This is a genomic window from Betaproteobacteria bacterium, assembly GCA_016194905.1.
GTDB lineage: Bacteria > Pseudomonadota > Gammaproteobacteria > Burkholderiales > JACQAP01 > JACQAP01.
Genome location: JACQAP010000002.1, coordinates 1 through 18,664, shown reverse-complemented (window position 1 = coordinate 18,664; position 18,664 = coordinate 1). Strand labels below are relative to the sequence as shown.

The window sequence follows — 18,664 nt, the reverse complement described above, 5'->3', positions numbered from 1 at the left end:
GCTATATGCCTCAATTCCGGTCCATGATTTCATGGAGACAGTATGAAATTCAGAATTTACCGTTACGATCCGGACAAGGACGCGGCGCCGACCATGCGGGACTACGACGTCGCGATGCAGTCGACCGACCGCATGCTCCTCGACGCGCTGATCCGCATCAAGTCGATAGACGACTCGCTGTCCCTGCGCCGGTCATGCCGCGAAGGGGTGTGCGGCTCGGACGCCATGAACATCAACGGCAAGAACGGCCTGGCCTGCATCACACGGCTAAGTGACCTGAAGGAGCCGGTGGAACTGCGGCCGCTGCCGGGATTGCCGGTAATCCGTGATCTGATCGTGGACATGACGCAGTTTTTCAAGCAGTACCACTCGGTGAAGCCTTATTTGGTCAACAATCAGCCGTCGCCGGAAAAGGAAAGGCTGCAGTCACCCGCCGAACGCGAAGAACTCGATGGGCTGTACGAATGCATCCTGTGCGCTTGCTGTTCGACCGCCTGCCCGTCGTTCTGGTGGAATCCCGACAAGTTCGTCGGCCCGGCCGGCCTGCTGCAGGCTTATCGTTTTCTCGCCGACAGTCGCGACGAGGCCACCAGTGAACGCCTCGACAACCTCGAAGATCCTTACCGGCTGTTCCGCTGTCACTCGATCATGAACTGCGTCGATGTCTGCCCCAAGGGGCTGAATCCGACGCGTGCGATCGGCAAGATCAAGGACTTGATGGTCAAGCGGGCGGTGTAACTGCGCAATGTCCGAAGCCGACCGGATCCGCTGGCAATGCCGGCGCGGATTGCTGGAGTTGGACCTGGTTCTGGCAAAATTCCTGGACCGTCATTTAGAAAATTTGTCACCCGCCAGGCTTGCGGCATTCAAACGACTACTCGACTATCCGGACCACGATTTGTGGGATTTTGTAACCGGAAAAATGACGCCGCCGGATGCGGAAGCGACACAAATCATCAAATTATTTGAATAATTTTTATTGCACCGCATCCAGATATTTCCGGGTTGCAAGAAGCTGTTAAACTTAAGACTTTAATGGGTTGGAAAGCGAGCGGGGACATGGAAAGGCAGCGCACCGCAACAATCTCGTTCAACGACGGTACGCAGCCCGTCGAGTTCCCCGTTATCGGCGGCTCAATCGGGCCCGAAGTGGTCGATATCCGGACGCTGCTCGGCAAGACCGGAAAATTCACGTATGACCCTGGATTTCTCTCGACTGCCAGTTGCCGTTCCGCGATCACCTACATCGACGGCGACGCCGGCGTGTTGCTCTACCGCGGCTATCCGATCGAGCAATTGGCGCAGCATTGCGATTTTCTGGAAGTCTGCTACCTGCTGCTGACCGGCGAGTTGCCGAACAAGGAGCAGAAGACGCAATTCGTCACCACCGTCACGCGCCACACGATGGTTCACGACCAGCTCAACAATTTCTTCCGGGGCTTCCGGCGCGATGCGCATCCGATGGCGGTAATGGTTGGCACCGTCGGCGCATTGTCCGCGTTCTATCACGACTCGCTGGATCTGAATAACCCGGCGCACCGCGACATTTCGGCATTCCGCCTGATCGCAAAAATGCCGACGATCACGGCGATGGCGTACAAATATACGATGGGCCAGCCTTTCGTGTATCCGCTGAATTCCCTTTCGTATTCGGCTAATTTTATGCGCATGATGTTTGCCGTGCCCGCGGAAGATTACAAAGTGAACGATGTGCTGGTACGCGCGCTGGACCGGATCTTCATCCTGCATGCGGACCATGAGCAGAATGCCTCGACGTCTACCGTTCGACTGGCCGGTTCATCAGGAGCCAATCCGTTTGCCTGCATTGCCGCGGGAATCGCCTGCCTGTGGGGGCCGGCCCACGGCGGCGCCAACGAGGCCGCACTCAACATGCTCGAACAGATCGGCGATGTTTCCAAGATCGGCGAGTTCATTACGAAGGCGAAAGACAAGAATTCTGGCGTGAAGCTGATGGGCTTCGGTCACCGGGTTTACAAGAATTACGATCCGCGCGCCAAGCTGATGCGCGAGACCTGCTACGAAGTGCTCAACGAACTCGGCTTGCAGAACGACCGCTTGTTCAAGCTGGCGATGGCGCTGGAAAAAATTGCGCTCGAAGACGATTACTTCGTAAGCCGTAAACTCTATCCCAACGTGGATTTCTACTCGGGCATCGTGCAGCGCGCGCTGGGCATCCCGGTGTCGATGTTCACGTGTATTTTCGCTCTGGCGCGCACGGTGGGCTGGATCGCGCAGTGGAACGAGATGATCGCCGATCCGGAGCAGAAGATAGGCCGGCCCAGGCAGCTCTACACCGGTGCCGCCAAGCGCGATGTGTTGCCCATCGAAAAACGCTGAGATCGGGCGAACGGGCCCCGGTTGTTTTTCGCGCTCCAGCCGCCATATCAACGATGAGGAGATAGCGCCATGATGAAGGAATCCCTCGGCAGTTCTTACCTCTTCGGTGGTAACGCGCCCTTCATCGAAGACTTATACGAGACCTACCTCGAGAATCCCGAGGCCGTGACGCCGGAATGGCGGCGCTATTTCGATCAAATGCAGCAGCAATCGAGTGGCGCGCGCGACGTTGCGCATGCACCGGTCGTCGAGTCTTTCATCCGCCTTGCCAAGAGGCGCGGCAACGGCAACGGCCACGCGCACGTCCCCACCGACGCTGTGGCAACCGTGGAGAAGAAGCAGGTCTCGGTATTGCAGCTGATCAATGCCTACCGCTTCCTTGGTGTGCGTCATGCCAGCGTCGACCCGCTCAGGCGCTTCGACAAACCGATTGTTCCCGAGCTCGATCCCGTGTACTACGGCCTGACCGAGGCCGACATGAATCTGGTATTCAACAGCGGGTCGCTTGTAGGTCCGGATCAAATGCCGCTGCGGGAGATCCTGCGTGCGGTGAAGGAAACCTACTGCGGGACGATCGGCATCGAATATATGTACATTACGGATACCCAGGTAAAGCGCTGGATTCAGCAGCGCTTCGAGGGAATCCGCTCCCAGCCCAGTTACGATGCCGATTTCAAGCGCCATATTCTCGAGCGCTTGACGGCCGCGGAAACCCTCGAAAAATACCTGCATACGCGTTACGTCGGCCAGAAGCGTTTTTCGCTGGAAGGCAGTGAAAGCGTCATTCCGCTGCTCGATCTGGCGCTGCAGCGTGCAGGTACCAAGGGTATCCAGGAGACGGTCATCGGCATGGCCCACCGCGGACGCCTGAACGTGCTGGTCAACACGCTCGGCAAGATGCCGAAGGACTTGTTCTCGGAGTTCGAGGGCAAGCAGTTCGAGCAACTGCCGATGGGCGACGTCAAGTATCACCAGGGTTTCTCATCGGACATCATGACGCCGGGTGGCCCGATGCACCTGACGCTGGCGTTCAATCCCTCGCACCTCGAAATCGTCAATCCGGTAGTCGAGGGTTCGGTCAGGGCGCGCCAGCATCGGCGCAAGGATCGCGATGGTACGCAAGTGCTGCCCGTCGTGCTGCACGGCGACGCGGCGTTCATCGGCCAGGGCGTGGTCATGGAAACGCTCAATCTGTCGCAGACTCGCGGCTACGGAACCGGCGGCACGGTTCACATCATCGTCAACAACCAGATCGGTTTCACCACATCCGATACGCGCGATACGCGCTCGACCCTGTACTGCACGGACGTCGCCAAGATGGTCGAAGCGCCGATCTTCCACGTAAACGGCGACGATCCCGAAGCGGTGTCGCTGGTGACCGAGATCGCCCTGGATTTTCGCATGGAGTTCCATAAGGACGTCGTTATCGATCTGGTGTGCTTCCGCAGGCTCGGCCATAACGAGCAGGACGAGCCGATGGTGACGCAGCCGCTGATGTACAAGCTGATCGGCCACCATCCCGGCACGCGCAAGCTCTATGCCGAAAAACTTGCCGCCCAGGGCGTGATCAAGCCGGCGGATGCCGACGAAATGGTCAAGACCTACCGCGACGCGCTGGATGCGGGTTTTCACACCAACAAGACCGTTCTTTCCAATTACAAGCCGCCGTTCCAGGTGAACTGGGCGCCATTCAAGAACATTCCGTGGACCTACAAGGCGGTTACCGGTCTGCCGATGGACACGTTAAAGCAGCTCGCCACGAAACTTACGACGGTCCCGCAGCACTTTAAATTGCATCCCCGTGTCGAAAAAATCGTCGCCGATCGCCGCGCCATGGCGGCAGGAACGTTGCCCCTCGACTGGGGCATGGCCGAGAACCTGGCCTATGCTTCATTGCTCAAGGACGGTTATGCAGTGCGCCTGTCGGGACAGGACAGCGGCCGCGGCACCTTCTTTCATCGTCACGCGGTATGGCATGACCAGAACCGCGAACGCTGGGATGCCGGCACTTATATTCCGTTGCAGCACATCAGCGAGAACCAGCCGGACTTCGTGGTAATCGATTCGGTGCTCTCCGAGGAGGCGGTGCTGGGTTTCGAATATGGCTACGCCACCGCGGAGCCGAACGAACTGGTCATTTGGGAAGCGCAATTCGGGGATTTCGGCAACGGCGCGCAGGTCGTGATCGACCAGTTCATCGCCGCAGGCGAGGTCAAGTGGGGAAGAATCTGCGGCCTGGCGCTGATGCTGCCGCATGGCTATGAGGGCCAAGGCCCGGAGCACTCTTCGGCGCGGATCGAACGTTATCTGCAACTGTGCGCGGATTACAACATGCAGATCTGCATTCCTTCGACACCGGCGCAGATGTTCCACCTGCTGCGCCGGCAGATGATCAGGCCGTTTCGCAAACCGCTGATCATCATCAGTCCGAAAAGTCTGCTGCGTCACAAGGAATCGATCTCTTCTCTGGAACATCTGGTCAACGGCGAATACCAGGTAGTGATCCCGGATGCGGAACTGCAGAACACCCAGAAGGTGAAGCGAGTGGTATTTTGCAGCGGCAAGGTTTACTTCGATCTGGTGGCGGCCCGGCGCGAGCGCGGCATCGACGACATCGCAATCGTGCGGCTCGAGCAGCTCTATCCCTTCCCGCACGACCAGTTCAAGATCGAGATCGATCGCTACAAGGATGCAAAGGAAATCGTCTGGTGCCAGGAGGAGCCCGGCAACCAGGGCGCGTGGCACCGGATACAGCACTATCTGCAGCGCCAGATGCTGCCCCATCAGAAGTTGTCCTACGCACTGCGGCCGTCATCTTCCACGCCCGCGGGCGGATATCTGGCATTGCATAACCAACGGCAAAAAGCGGTAGTGGACGCTGCCCTGTCCCACGGCGTTTAAACAATCACGGCGTCTGAAAAATGCATTCGAGCGGATACGCTGAACCAACAAGGAATGAGCCATGTTAGTCGAGGTAAAGGTCCCGGCACTGTCTGAATCGGTCGCCGAGGCCACATTGCTGTCGTGGCACAAGAAGCAGGGTGAATTCGTCAAGCGCGACGAAAACCTGATCGATATCGAGACCGACAAGGTCGTGCTGGAACTGCCGGCGCCGGCGTCGGGCGTGTTGAGCAAAGTCATCAAGGGCGACGGCGGTACGGTCGCCAGCAACGAGGTGATCGCGACCATCGATACCGATGCAAAGGCTCCGGCCGGTGCAGCGGCGACGGCTGCTGCCGCGAGTCCGCCCAAGGCCGCGGATGCGCCCGCAGCGAAGGCTGAGCCGCCGGCGGTCATGCCCTCGGCGAAGAAAATCGCCGCCGACAACACTCTCGACACTTCGCAGGTCAGCGGCACCGGCCGCGGCGGCCGCGTCACCAAGGAAGACGTGACGAACCAGTTGCAGGCGCCGGCCCCCGCGGCGAAACCTCCGGCGCCTCTGCCATCGCCGGTGAATATCGATCGCGTGCTGGGTGATCGACCTGAGCAGCGCGTGGCCATGTCGCGCCTGCGCCAGCGCGTCGCCCAGAGGCTGGTGGAATCGCAATCCACCGCTGCGATCCTGACTACGTTCAACGAAATCAACATGCAGCCGGTCATGGACCTGCGCAATCGCCACAAGGATAAGTTCGAGAAGGAGCACGGTGTCAAGCTCGGCTTCATGTCCTTTTTTGTAAAGGCGGCCGTCCACGCGCTGAAGAAGTTCCCCGTGGTGAACGCCTCGGTGGATGGCACCGATATCGTCTATCACGGCTATTTCGACGTGGGCATCGCAGTAGGCAGTCCGCGCGGACTGGTGGTGCCCATCCTGCGCAACTGCGATCAGCTTTCCTTTGCCGATGTCGAGAAACAGATTTCCGATTTCGGCAAACGAGCCCAGGACGGCAAGCTCACCATCGAGGAGCTCACGGGCGGCACCTTCTCGATTTCCAACGGCGGCGTGTTCGGCTCCATGTTGTCGACCCCCATCATCAATCCGCCCCAAAGCGCAATCCTGGGCGTGCATGCGACCAAAGACCGTCCGGTTGTGGAGAACGGACAGATCGTCATCCGCCCGATGAATTATCTCGCACTGTCCTACGATCACCGCATCATCGACGGCCGCGAGGCGGTGCTTTTCCTTGTGGCCGTCAAGGAGGCGCTCGAAGATCCGGCGCGCTTGCTGCTGGAACTCTGACAAATTCTCACCGCAAAGGCGCAAAGTCGCAAAGAAGAGCACGCAAAGGAAAGCGAAATCGATCAGAAAGTCACCATCGTGTGTCGGAGAACATTGAGCCGCGATGCGATATCTGTCTCTTATCAATTCCTCCTTTGCGTTTCCTTCGCGCCTTTGCGCCTTTGCGGTTCACGGAGCTAATGTGCAATCATGGCTAAGACCTTTGATGTTGCAGTGATCGGAGCCGGGCCCGGCGGTTACACGGCTGCCATACGCGCGGCGCAGCTCGGGTTGAATACGGTTTGCATCGACGACTGGAAAAGCGCCAAGGGCAAAGCGAGTCTAGGCGGAACCTGCCTGAACGTCGGCTGCATTCCTTCCAAGGCACTGCTCGAATCATCGGAAAACTACGAGCGCGCACTGCACAAGTTCAGCGAGCATGGAATCGCCGTGAAGGAAGTCGCCATCGACGTGGCGAAGATGATGGCGCGCAAGGACAAGATCGTCGATACCTTCACCGGTGGCATCGGGCTGCTGTTTCGCAAGAACAAGGTTGCGTCGATGCACGGCCGTGGACGTTTTACCGGCAGGGCGGGCGCCTATCAGATCGAAGTCAGGGACGGCGACAACGCCGAAACAATCGAAGCAAAACACGTGATCATCGCCACCGGTTCGAGCCCGCGGCAGTTGCCGTTTGCTCCGGTGGACGACGATCGCATCGTGGACAACGTAGGTGCATTGTCGCTGCCCGACATTCCGAAGCGCCTGGGTGTGATCGGCGCCGGTGTCATCGGCCTGGAAATGGGCAGCGTGTGGAAGCGGCTGGGTTCCGAGGTGATGGTGCTCGAGGCATTGCCGGCATTCCTGCAAGCCGCCGACGACCAGGTGGCCAAGGAAGCGTTTCGGGTTTTCACCAAGGTGGTGGGGCTGGACATCCGGCTCGGCGTGAAGATCAATGGCGTCCAGAATTCCAGGAAATCGTTGACGGTGGACTTCACCGACCCCGTCGGCGAGCAGAAGGCGGAATTCGACAGGCTGATCGTGGCCGTTGGGCGTGTCCCGAATTCGGCAAACCTCGGTGCGGACGCGGTCGGGCTCAAAATCGACGGACGCGGCTTCGTTGAAGTGGACGCGCATTGCCGCACCGGCCTGCCGGGCGTCTACGCGATCGGTGACGTGGTGCGCGGACCGATGCTCGCTCATAAATCATCGGAAGAGGGCGTCGCGGTGGCCGAAATGATCGCGGGGCAGTCGGGGCACATCAATCTGGATGCTGTTCCCTGGGTCATCTATACGTCGCCGGAAATCGCCTGGGTCGGCAAGACCGAACAGGAGTTGAAGGCGAAAGGTATCGAGTATCGTGCCGGACAGTTTCCGTTCATCGTCAACGGCCGCGCACGAGCGATCGGCGAGACCGCCGGATTCGTGAAAATGCTGGCGGACGCAAAAACCGACCGCATCCTCGGCGTACACATGATTGGACCCTATGCGTCCGAACTGATATCCGAAGCCGTCGTGGCGATGGAATTCGGAGCGGCGGCCGAAGACATCGCACGTATCGTGCACGCCCATCCGACTCTGGCGGAAGCCTTGCACGAAGCGGCGCTCGCCGTGGATAAGCGCACGATCAATCTCTGATGGGCCAGCCGGCACAGGCGAACGATCCACAGTCCTTCGCCGACCACGCCCAGCAGGCAGCGCGGTCGCATGGTTTCTCTCTCGATTCGGCCCAGCTTCGGGTGCTCGGACATTTCCAGCGGCTGCATGACGAACTGACCGAGTCAGAGCAGGCGGGAAACTCGCTGCTGCGCGTATTTCTGCGCCAGCGGCCGGTCCGCGGTCTTTATCTCCGGGGTGGCGTGGGCCGGGGGAAAAGCTTCCTGATGGATGCGTTCTTCGACTCGGTTCCGATCGAGCGCAAGAGCCGGGTGCATTTCCACCGTTTCATGCAGGACATCCATCATCGACTGCGCGATTTGCAGGGGGAAGAAAATCCGCTGCTGCATATCGCCCGCGATATCTCGCAGCAGCTTCGCCTGCTGTGCCTCGATGAATTCCACGTAACCGACATCGGCGATGCAATGCTGATGCGCAATCTGCTGCAGGGATTGTTCGATCAGGGCCTGGTGCTGGTAACGACCTCCAATCAGAAACCGGACGATCTGTATCGCAATGGGTTGCAGCGCGCCCAGTTCCTGCCCGCGATCGATCTGATCAAAGAGCACCTCGAAACCTTGCACGTCGACGGCGGCGTGGACTATCGCCTGCGCGTGCTGGAGAAAGGCGGGGTTTTCCATTTTCCCGCCGACGCGAGGGCCGCCATGGCCATGGCAAATACTTTCGAGGCCATCGCCGGCGGACCGGGGGAGCGCGACGTCGAGTTGGAAATCGAAGGCCGTGCCATCCGGGCGCTACGGACCGGCCCGGGCGTGGCGTGGTTCCGCTTCGGGGAGTTGTGCAGCGGACCGCGCGGCCAGGCCGACTACATCGAACTCGCCCGCCGTTACCACACCGTGTTGATCTCCGAAGTGCGGCGCCTTGGACCGGGCGAGGCGGATCGACGGCGGCGCTTTACCTGGCTGATAGACGAATTTTATGATCGCCGCGTCAAGCTGATTCTTTCTGCCGAAGTGCATTTGACGGAGTTGCTGCAGGTGGCCGCCAGCGAGGTGGAAGCAGAACGCGCCACCAGCCGGCTTGTGGAAATGCAGACCCGCCAGTATCTGAGCGAAGCCCATCTCGCTTAATATCCAACAAACGATTGCCCGGAGGATAAACGGAAATGACGTCACTGAAGGCCTACCGGATTTTCAACGAAGACGGCAAGGTGACAAGCCGCTACGTCGACATGCAACTCGGCGAACTGGATGCGGGCGATGTCGTGATCAAGGTCGCGTATTCGAGCGTTAACTTCAAGGATGCCCTGGCTGCGACCGGTGCGGGCAGGATCATTCGTCGTTTTCCCTGCGTCGGCGGCATCGATCTTTCGGGTACGGTTACGGAGTCGAGCGATGCGCGATTCAAGAAAGGCGATGCAGTCATTGCCACAAGCTACGACATAGGGGTCGCGCACGATGGCGGCTACGCGCAATACGCGCGCATCCCCGCCGACTGGGTCGTACCCCTGCAGAAAGGCCTGGACTTGTTCGAATCGATGGCGCTCGGTACCGCCGGCTTCACGGCGGCGCTGGCTGTCGAACGCATGGAGCACGATGGCCTGAAGCCCGGGAACGGACCCGTCATCGTGACCGGGGCGACCGGGGGCGTTGGCAGCGTCGCCGTCGACATCCTCGCCGGCGCGGGGTATCACGTCGTGGCCCTGACCGGCAAGGAGAACGCAACCGATTACCTCAAAGGCCTGGGCGCGAAGGGGGTCATGCTGCGCGGGAGTCTCGACCTCGCCAAAATAAAACCGCTCGACAGGGCGACCTGGGCCGGCGCGGTCGACAATCTTGGCGGCGAAGTCCTTTCATGGCTTGCCAGTACCATGCAGATCGGTGGCACGCTCGCGAGCATTGGCCTGGCGGCAAGCCACAACGTCAACACAACCGTGATGCCATTCATCCTGCGCGGGGTCAGCCTGTTGGGTGTGGATTCGGTCAATGCGCCGATGCCGTTGCGCGAGAAAGTCTGGAGGCGACTGGGGAGCGATCTGAAACCGCGAATGCTCAACAGCATCGTGACCACGGTCGACTTTGCCGATCTGCCAGGCGTGTTCGAAAAAGTCATGAACGCAAAAATGCGCGGCCGTGCGGCCGTCAAGATCGCCTGAAAGGGCGGCACAAGGGAGGAAACCCATGGCACAGTGTTACGCCGAATTTCATCGCCGCTCGATAGAAGACCGCGAAGGATTCTGGCGGGAGCAGGCGATGCTGATCGACTGGGAACGGCCGTTTGATCGCGTGCTCGACTACAGCCGCCCCCCGTTCGCCCGATGGTTCGTCGGCGGGCTTACCAACCTCTGCCATAACGCCGTCGACCGGCATCTCGCAGTGCGCGGCGACCAGAAAGCCCTTATCTGGATATCGACGGAGCTCGACAAGACCGACTCGTTCACCTTCCGGCAGCTTCATGACAAGGTAAACCGTGTCGCCGCGATGATGCAGGCTCTGGGCCTGAAGCGCGGCGACAGGGTGATCATCTACATGCCGAATATGCCGGAAGCGGTGTTCGCGATTCTCGCCTGTGCGCGCCTGGGTGCAGTGCACTCCGTGGTTTTTGGCGGCTTTGCCGCAGCCAGCCTCGCGGCACGCATCGACGACGCGCGCCCGGCGTTGATGGTCACGGCGGATGGCGGCAGCCGCATGGGCAAGGTGATTCCGTACAAGCCGCTGGTGGACGAATCCATCCGACTTTCGAAGCACCCGCCGGCCAAGGTCCTGATCTATCACCGTGGTCTCGATCCGCACATGCAGACAGTCCCGGGAAGGGATGTCGATTGGGCCGAACTTGCCCGCGCGCACGAGCGTGCCGTGGTCCCCTGCACCTGGCTCGAATCCTCCGAACCGTCGTACATTCTTTACACCTCGGGTACCACCGGCAAGCCGAAGGGGGTCCAGCGCGACGTCGGCGGACATGCAGTCGCAATGGCCGCATCGATGAAATACATCTACTGCGGTGCCGCGGGCGAAACCATCTTCACCACGTCCGATATTGGCTGGGCAGTGGGGCACTCGTACATCATCTATGCGCCTCTGATTGCGGGTGTCACCTCGATTCTTTACGAGGGTGTGCCGATACGGCCTGATGCCGGGGTGTGGTGGAAGATCGTGCAGGACCACAGGGTCAATGTCATGTTTTCCGCGCCGACTGCGGTCCGCGTGCTGAAGAAGCATGATCCGGCGTTTCTGAAAAAATACGACCTGTCGTCTCTGAGGCATTTGTTCCTCGCCGGCGAGCCGCTGGATGAACCGACGCATGCGTGGATCTCAGAGGGACTCGGCAAACCGGTGATCGATCATTACTGGCAGACCGAGACCGGCTGGCCCGTCCTGACCGCGCTACCTGGCGTGGAGGAGACGCCGATCAAATTCGGCAGCCCTTCGTTCCCGGCCTACGGCTATGACTTGAAGTTGCTTCGCGAGACGGATGCAAGCGAGGCCGGCGCCGACGAAAAGGCCGTGGTGGTGATCGAGCCGCCGCTTCCGCCGGGTTGCATGACCACCATCTGGGGTGACGACGAACGTTTCGTGAAGACCTATTTCTCCACGTTCTCGAAGAAACTGGTCTACTCGACTTTCGACTGGGGAATTCGCGACAGGGACGGCTATTACTTCATCCTCGGCCGCACCGACGATGTGATCAATGTAGCCGGCCACCGCCTCGGCACCCGGGAAATCGAGGAAGCGGTGCAGGCCCACGCAAACATTGCCGAAGTCGCTGTCGTGGGTGTCAACGACGCGCTGAAAGGGCAGATACCTCTCGCGTTCGCCGTAGTCAAGGATGCGGGGAAAATCTCCACACCGGAACTGCGTGCCGCGCAGGAAAAAGAGGTGATGGCCACCGTGGACTCGCAATTGGGAGCCATTGCCAGACCGGCGCGGGTGCATTTCGTCAACCTGCTGCCGAAAACGCGTTCCGGTAAATTGCTCCGCCGCAGCATCCAGGCGCTGGCCGAAGGACGTGACCCGGGGGATCTTACGACGCTGGAAGATCCCGGCGCGCTGGAGCAGATACGCGCAGCTTTGATGCCGCGCTCATAGCTGGGTGAGGCTTGAAAAAAACGGGGCGGCAAGTGCCGCCCCGTTTTCGTTCGGTGGATTGTCGACCTACTGCGTTCTCGGATCGTCGTCGGGGTTGATGTACTCGATGGGTTTCTCGAGCGGCCCCGTTCCCATTTCCTGGATGAACACTTCGGTGCGAGCCCAGGAATAGTGCGGCACACCCGCCTTGGTGATGTAGAACGCGCCGGCCTGGAATTCCTTCATGACCATCGGATTGTATCGTTCGCCGATGCCGGACCAATAGGTTCCCTTCAGTACGGTGACCGTACGTTCGTCCGGATGTTTATGCGGCGGCAGTTTGTATCCGGAGGGCATCTTTGCGCGGAAGATGTAGGGACCCGGCTGCGATGGATTGCCGTAGAGCAGCACCATTTGCATGCCGTAAGGCACCGCTTTGTTGGGCACCCATTTGATGTTTTCCGGATCGGCCGTCACGAAGTTGCCATTCATCAACACCGTCATGCCGTCGTTTTCCCCCTCGCCGTAAGCGACAGGCAGCGCCAGCAATCCCAGGGACAGGCCTGTGACCAGCGCGAGCTTCTTGATCGAGACTTCCATCCAGCTTCTCCTCTCGTTCTTGATCTGTTGGTTGTTTCCCGCGCGAAATGGTATCACCTTATTGAGGCGGGGTAGGGGCGGAGGACGCGTGGGTGAACGAGCTGATGGCGCTGGATTGTGCTTCGCGACCGCGAAAAAAAGCCTCATGTCCAGGCCGGTTTTTCTTTGTGGTGGAGAAGCGCTCCGCATTAACGTACGGCAACCGATTGATCGACAAGAAGATGGCCGGGCTGTGATTGGCCTACCAACTAACCTACCTACGTTTCTGGCTCTAAGGAATATCTTTGGGCTGGCGGGGTTGGGGAGGAAATGACCGGGGAGGGAAGGATGTCCAGCGGAATAGCGCCCACCTCAGCGCGGTTAGTAGTTTGTGTAGACTTGGTTTCCTATGCCGCGTAGAGCAATTGACCCGAACGTCTTGCTTTTGAATTTGTTGTTGTAGATTGAGTTGCTGCTGTTGAAAGAGCAACGGTTGGAAATCCCGGTGTCGTTGCAGATCATCTCGATTCGCTTGATCACACAATTTACTAGGGCTGCCAGAAGAGCGGCTTTCATTGTGCTGCCTCCCTTGAAGAAAGGGAGTGCTCAAAGGTATATGATCGGGTTTGTCGATCCCGAGTTTCTGTAAGACAAACACTGATCCCTCCAAGGCGAAAGTCACATAGAATTTACGTTGCAGGCCGTCAAGCAAGAGCACAACAACATAGACTCTTGAGGTTGTATGAGGAAAAGAAGAATAAGGGGACCTTTTCTTCGCTATGACAAACGCTGGCATCTGCAGGCGTTTGTCCTCATTCCAATGATCGTGGCCTTGTCGGCGCCAGAGGCTTACGCAGCCGAATCATCTCCTGAAAACCTCGCCGATCTCAGTCTCGAAGAGCTAGGAAATATCGACGTCATGTCGGTATCCAAGAAATCCGAGCGCCTGCTGGATGCTCCGGCATCGATTTTTGTCATCACCGCGGAAGACATCCGGCGATCGGGCGCGACCAGTCTCCCGGAAGCGCTGCGCATCGCTCCCAACCTCGAAGTCAATCGCGTGAACTCCAGCAGTTACGCGATCAGCGCACGCGGTTTCAACAATTCGATCGGCAACAAGCTGCTCGTGCTGATCGACGGGCGTGCGGTGTACACACCCCTGTTCTCCGGCGTGTTCTGGGACACACCAGACGTATTCCTGCAGGATGTCGAGCGCATCGAGGTGATCAGCGGACCAGGCGCAACGTTATGGGGTACGAACGCGGTGAACGGAGTCATCAACGTCATCACCCGTCGTGCTGCGGATACGCAGGGCGCAACGGCATTCGTCGGGTCCGGCAACCTCGAAGGTGGTTTCGGAGCGCGGTACGGAGCCCGGCTTGGTACCGACGGCTCGTTCCGCATCTACGGGAAGTCCTTCGACCGCGGCGATACGACGCGCGAAAACGGGACGACCGCGGGCGACAGTTGGAGCAAAGGCCAGGTCGGCTTCCGCGCCGACTGGGGGGCCGCCGCCAACGGATTCACGCTCCAGGGGGATACATATACCGGCACCCTCGATCAGCCCATCGCGGCGGACACCAACATATCCGGTGGGAATCTGCTCGCGCGCTGGGATCGCGACCTCCCCGGCGGGGGCCATTTCCAGCTGCAGGGCTATTTCGACAACACGGTGCGCGAAATCGGCGGGTCGATCGCCGAGCACCTCAACATAGCCGACGTCCAGTTCCAGCACAGCCTGCAGCAAATGGGCAGGCACGCGATCATCTGGGGAGGCGGCTACCGCGCCGCGCGCGACCGTATCGACAATACCGCGGTGATTGCATTTCTTCCTGCCGATAGCAATCTCGACTGGGTGGACCTGTTTGCCCAGGACGAGATTGCGCTTATAGGCGACAAGCTGAAACTCACCGGCGGGGCCAAGATCGAGCGCAATCCATACACCGGCGTCGAGTTCCTGCCTTCGGTCAGGCTGGCGTGGAAACCGACTCCGCAGCAACTCGTGTGGAGCGCGTATTCGCGCGCGTTGCGTACGCCTTCCCGCCTCGATCGTGAGTTGTTTTCGCCCGCCAATCCGCCGTTCGTGCTCGCAGGCGGTCCGGATTTCCGGTCCGAGGTCGCCGATGTCTACGAGCTGGGCTACAAGGCTCAGCCTACGTCCCGAATCTCGTACTCGGTCACCGTGTTTCACCACATCTACGATCACCTACGCAGCTTCGAGCCGACCGGCACTGGCACCTTCGTCCTCAGCAACAAGATGGAGGGAACAGAAACCGGAATCGAGGCGTGGGGCACGGTGCAGATGACCCCGGGCTGGCGCCTTAGCGCTGGGGGCTTCATGCTGCACCAGGAACTGCGGCTCAAACCCGGCAGCACGGACCCAACTGGCGTCAGCGCAGCGGGCAATGACCCGGATTATCAATGGATCCTGCGCTCGTCGCTCGACTTGCCCGGTCATACCACGCTCGACGTCAGCATTCGCCACGTCGCAGAGCTTCCCAACCCCGTTGTTCCCGCCTACACGGCAACGGACATGCGCCTTGGATGGCAGCCACGGCGAGATTTCGAATTGTCGCTGATCTTGCAGAACCTCTTCGACCCCGAACACCCCGAGTTCGGCACGCCGGGCACTCGCAGCGAGTTGGACCGAGGCGTTTACGCCCAAATCCTATGGCGCTTCTGATCGACGTCGCAAGGAACAGCAGCATCCGTAGAGTGGCGCCTCGCGCCTTCCGCACGAGCACCTGGAATCTCATCGGGGGCGCGGCGCTCCTGCTGCTGGGCGTTCTCTGCATAGTGACTTCCGCAGTCGCGGTCGACGAGAGCCCGCAGGTTCTCGAGCAACGGGTCAAGGCGGCCTTCCTGTTCAAGTTCGGCGGTTACGTCGAATGGCCGGACAGTGCGTTCCCCAGCAAGGACACGCCGCTGGTCATCGGCGTGGCGGGCGCCGACGTCCTGGCAGAAGAGTTGTCACAAGTGGTCGCGGGACGAACGATGAACGGCAGGCCGGTATCGGTACGCCGGGTGCGCGGCGGCGAGCCGTTGTCCAGCGTCCACGTCCTGTTCGTCGGCCGTCCGGAAATGGGACGCCTCACGGACCTGGCGGCGCAGGCACGTCCGATACTGACCGTGACCGATACGGAAAAAGGCCTTGCCCTAGGCAGCATCATCAACTTCGTCGTGGCCGATAACCGGGTGCGCTTCGAGGTGTCGCTGGATGCGGCCAAGCGCAGCGGCCTCAGGATCGGCGCGCCGTTGCTTTCGGTCGCCATGCGGGTACAGGAGTAGGGCATTATGGCGTTCCAGTTCGGCTTGCGTTCAGTGCGCCACAAACTTCTTGCGGGCGTATTGCTGACCAGCCTGGCAGCACTGCTCGTCACCGGCATCGCAATGCTGATCTACGACCTGCGCAGCTACTACGCCACGCAGGTCAGCGACCTCACCGCGCAGGCGGACATCATCGGTCGCGCCAGCGCAGCCGCCCTGCAGTTCGACGATCGTAAGTTCGCCGGAAACAACCTCGCCCTGCTCAAGGTGCGGCCCAAGATCGAGGCCGCGGCCATCTACAACGCCAAGGGCGGCCTGTTCGCCAGCTATACCAGAGAAGACCTGCCGCGCGCGGACCTTCCCGCCCTACCGGAGACCGACGGGGTTCGCGTCAAGAGCGAAACTCTCGAACTGTACCGGCGCGTGATCGAAAACGGCGAAATCCTGGGCACCGTGTACCTGCGGACCCACTATGAATTCTATGAGAGGCTGTGGAATTATCTCGGGATCGTGTTTGGCGTAAGCGCCCTGGCGCTGGCCGTGTCGCTGCTGTTGTCCTCGTGGCTGCAGGCAAGCGTCACGCGGCCGATTCTCGACGTGACCGGCGTGGCACGCCGCGTCGTCGACAACCGTGACTTCACGTTGCGCGCCAAAAAGACCACCGAAGACGAAATCGGATACCTGGTGGATGCCTTCAACGATATGCTGACGGAGATCGGGCGCCAGACGAAGGCGCTGGAAACGTCCAACCAGGCACTGGAGCGCCAGATTGCCGAACGTTTCGAGGCACAACGCGCATTGAGCGACAGTGAAAGGCGCAACCGCACCCTCGTTGACGCAATGACTTCGCTGGTCTGGACTGCGAATGACGAGAGGGCGTTCACGGCTGCGCAACCGGCATGGGCCGCATATACCGGGCAGAGCGCGGAGGACTATCGCGGAACCGGCTGGCGCCGCATGTTTTACGCCGACGATCGCGAGGCGATCGAAAAGCAATGGACCGAAGCGGTAACCACCGGTAGTCCGATCGAGAGCGAGGCGCGCTTGTGGCACGCACTGTCCTCGAGCTACCGTTTTGTGAGTCTGCGCGCGGCACCTGTGCTCGATGAGGGGAACCGGATCCGCGAGTGGATCGGAACGATCACCGACATAGACGACCGCAAGCGTGCCGAGGAAGAGATCCGCAGGCTCAACGCAGACCTCGAAGAGCGCGTGCGCAGGCGAACCACGGAGCTCGAAGCCACCAACAAGGAACTCGAAAGTTTCTCATATTCGGTATCGCACGACCTGCGTGCTCCTTTGCGCGCGATCGACGGCTATTCCCGAATGGTCGAAGAGGACTACGGGGATAGCTTCGATAGCGAAGGCAAGCGGATGCTCGGCATTGTCCGCGAAGAGGCCGTCAAGATGGGACGTCTGATCGACGATCTTCTTGCATTCTCGAAACTCAGCAGGAAAGCGATTGACGAAACAGCAAGCATCGACATGACCGCTCTCGCCAAGACAGTGGCGCAGGAATTGTTGCGTGACCAGGACACGGATCGGGTGCGGCTCGATGTATGGCCACTGCCGCCGGCCAAGGGAGACGGCGCGCTTTTCCGACAGGTATGGGTTAACCTGCTCAGCAACGCCCTCAAGTACAGCAGTTCCCGGCCGCATGCCGAGATTCTCGTGACTGGCGAAGTTTCGAATGGCGAAGCGGTATACCGTGTCCAGGATAACGGCGTGGGCTTCGACATGAAATACGCGGGGAAGCTCTTTGGCGTTTTCCAGCGTCTGCACAAGACGGAGGAATGCGAAGGCACGGGCGTGGGCCTGGCGATCGTCCATCGGGTGGTTACCCGCCATGGCGGCAGCGTGCGCGCGGACGGCAGGCTTGGCGAGGGTGCGACTTTCTATTTCACATTACCGGTGAAACCTGACAATGGTTAACTACAATCAAGTCGAAATTCTCCTGGCGGAAGACAATCCGCGTGACGCGGAAATGACGATGCGCGCATTGCGCAAGATCAACTTCATCAACAAGGTCCATTGGGTCAAAGACGGCGAGGAAGCGATGAGCTATCTTCTGCGCACCGGCGAATATGCCGATCGCGCCGCCTCCGATGCGCCGAAGCTGGTTCTGCTGGACATCAAGATGCCCAGAATGGACGGCATCGAAGTGCTTCGGCGAATCAAATCCGACAAACTTCTGCAAGGCATACCGGTAGTGGTCATGACATCTTCAAATGAAGAACGTGATGTCTTCGAACGTTACCGGCTTGGCGTCAATAGCTACATCGTCAAACCTGTCGAGTTCGCATCATTTGTCGAGACGGTCGCAAAAGTAGGTCTTTACTGGATACTGACCAACCGCGCGCCTCAAGTGACGGGAGACGAAAACTTGGCATGAGTAACGTGATCAAGGTTCTCGTCGTCGAAGATGTTCGCACCGACGTGGAACTCGAAATCCGTAAGTTGCGTCGCGTCGGTGGCTTGAGGTTTTTCACCGACTAAGGAAACTCGCCATTTCGTCGAACGCAACCGGGCGGCTCAGGAGAAAACCCTGCATCTCGTCGCACTTGAGCAACCTGAGCAGATGCAACTGTTCCTCGGTCTCGACCCCTTCCGCCACGACTTTGAG

The 18,664-nt window shown here is 59.7% G+C and carries 16 protein-coding genes; 14 read left to right on the top strand and 2 right to left on the bottom strand.

Annotated features, from left to right (window positions below):
* The first annotated feature begins 42 nt into the window (after positions 1-42).
* The 9 genes from HY067_00095 (at position 43) to HY067_00055 (ending at position 12,216) form a co-directional block, all read left to right on the top strand.
* The gene (locus HY067_00095; GenBank protein MBI3526353.1) at positions 43-738 is read left to right on the top strand and encodes a succinate dehydrogenase iron-sulfur subunit; all 696 of its coding nucleotides are present in this window, start codon (positions 43-45) and stop codon (positions 736-738) included.
* A gap of 7 nt (positions 739-745) precedes the next feature.
* Positions 746-973 carry a succinate dehydrogenase assembly factor 2 gene (locus HY067_00090; GenBank protein MBI3526352.1) on the top strand — a complete coding sequence of 76 codons (228 nt, stop codon included), beginning with the start codon at positions 746-748 and terminating at the stop codon, positions 971-973.
* 62 nt (positions 974-1,035) lie between these two features.
* Positions 1,036-2,358, top strand: a complete 1,323-nt coding sequence (gene gltA, locus HY067_00085; protein ID MBI3526351.1) for a citrate (Si)-synthase — start codon at positions 1,036-1,038, stop codon at positions 2,356-2,358.
* Positions 2,359-2,427: 69 nt separating this feature from the next.
* Entirely contained in the window at positions 2,428-5,259 is a 2,832-nt protein-coding gene (locus HY067_00080; protein MBI3526350.1) for a 2-oxoglutarate dehydrogenase E1 component, read from the top strand.
* 61 nt (positions 5,260-5,320) lie between these two features.
* Positions 5,321-6,535 carry a 2-oxoglutarate dehydrogenase complex dihydrolipoyllysine-residue succinyltransferase gene (gene odhB, locus HY067_00075; GenBank protein ID MBI3526349.1) on the top strand — a complete coding sequence of 405 codons (1,215 nt, stop codon included), beginning with the start codon at positions 5,321-5,323 and terminating at the stop codon, positions 6,533-6,535.
* 189 nt (positions 6,536-6,724) lie between these two features.
* A complete protein-coding gene (gene lpdA, locus HY067_00070) occupies positions 6,725-8,152 on the top strand; it encodes a dihydrolipoyl dehydrogenase (protein ID MBI3526348.1) in 1,428 nt (475 codons plus the stop codon).
* The gene (locus tag HY067_00065; GenBank protein ID MBI3526347.1) at positions 8,152-9,261 is read left to right on the top strand and encodes a cell division protein ZapE; all 1,110 of its coding nucleotides are present in this window, start codon (positions 8,152-8,154) and stop codon (positions 9,259-9,261) included. Before lpdA ends, HY067_00065 begins: the two co-directional genes overlap by 1 nt.
* A 35-nt stretch (positions 9,262-9,296) precedes the next feature.
* Positions 9,297-10,286 (top strand): oxidoreductase, encoded by a 990-nt coding sequence (locus tag HY067_00060; protein ID MBI3526346.1) that lies wholly within the window; start codon positions 9,297-9,299, stop codon positions 10,284-10,286.
* A 25-nt stretch (positions 10,287-10,311) separates the two neighbouring features.
* Entirely contained in the window at positions 10,312-12,216 is a 1,905-nt protein-coding gene (locus HY067_00055; protein MBI3526345.1) for a propionate--CoA ligase, read from the top strand.
* A 66-nt stretch (positions 12,217-12,282) separates the two neighbouring features.
* On the opposite strand, the gene HY067_00050 is transcribed toward HY067_00055, so the two are convergent.
* Positions 12,283-12,795 (bottom strand): cupin domain-containing protein, encoded by a 513-nt coding sequence (locus tag HY067_00050; GenBank protein MBI3526344.1) that lies wholly within the window; start codon positions 12,793-12,795, stop codon positions 12,283-12,285.
* 92 nt (positions 12,796-12,887) lie between these two features.
* Between HY067_00050 and HY067_00045 the strand changes: the two genes are divergently transcribed.
* From HY067_00045 to HY067_00025, 5 genes are all read left to right on the top strand, one after another.
* Positions 12,888-13,031 (top strand): hypothetical protein, encoded by a 144-nt coding sequence (locus HY067_00045; GenBank protein MBI3526343.1) that lies wholly within the window; start codon positions 12,888-12,890, stop codon positions 13,029-13,031.
* 563 nt (positions 13,032-13,594) lie between these two features.
* The gene (locus HY067_00040; protein MBI3526342.1) at positions 13,595-15,457 is read left to right on the top strand and encodes a TonB-dependent receptor; all 1,863 of its coding nucleotides are present in this window, start codon (positions 13,595-13,597) and stop codon (positions 15,455-15,457) included.
* Entirely contained in the window at positions 15,445-16,062 is a 618-nt protein-coding gene (locus HY067_00035) for a YfiR family protein (protein ID MBI3526341.1), read from the top strand. Before HY067_00040 ends, HY067_00035 begins: the two co-directional genes overlap by 13 nt.
* A gap of 6 nt (positions 16,063-16,068) precedes the next feature.
* On the top strand, positions 16,069-17,973 hold the full coding sequence (locus tag HY067_00030) for a PAS domain-containing protein (GenBank protein MBI3526340.1): 1,905 nt from the start codon (positions 16,069-16,071) through the stop codon (positions 17,971-17,973).
* Positions 17,966-18,433: a response regulator gene (locus HY067_00025; GenBank protein MBI3526339.1), complete on the top strand. Its 468-nt coding sequence runs from the start codon at positions 17,966-17,968 to the stop codon at positions 18,431-18,433. Before HY067_00030 ends, HY067_00025 begins: the two co-directional genes overlap by 8 nt.
* Positions 18,434-18,526: 93 nt before the next feature.
* On the opposite strand, the gene HY067_00020 is transcribed toward HY067_00025, so the two are convergent.
* The coding region (locus HY067_00020; GenBank protein ID MBI3526338.1) for an EAL domain-containing protein at positions 18,527-18,664 on the bottom strand (138 nt) is incomplete at its 5' end.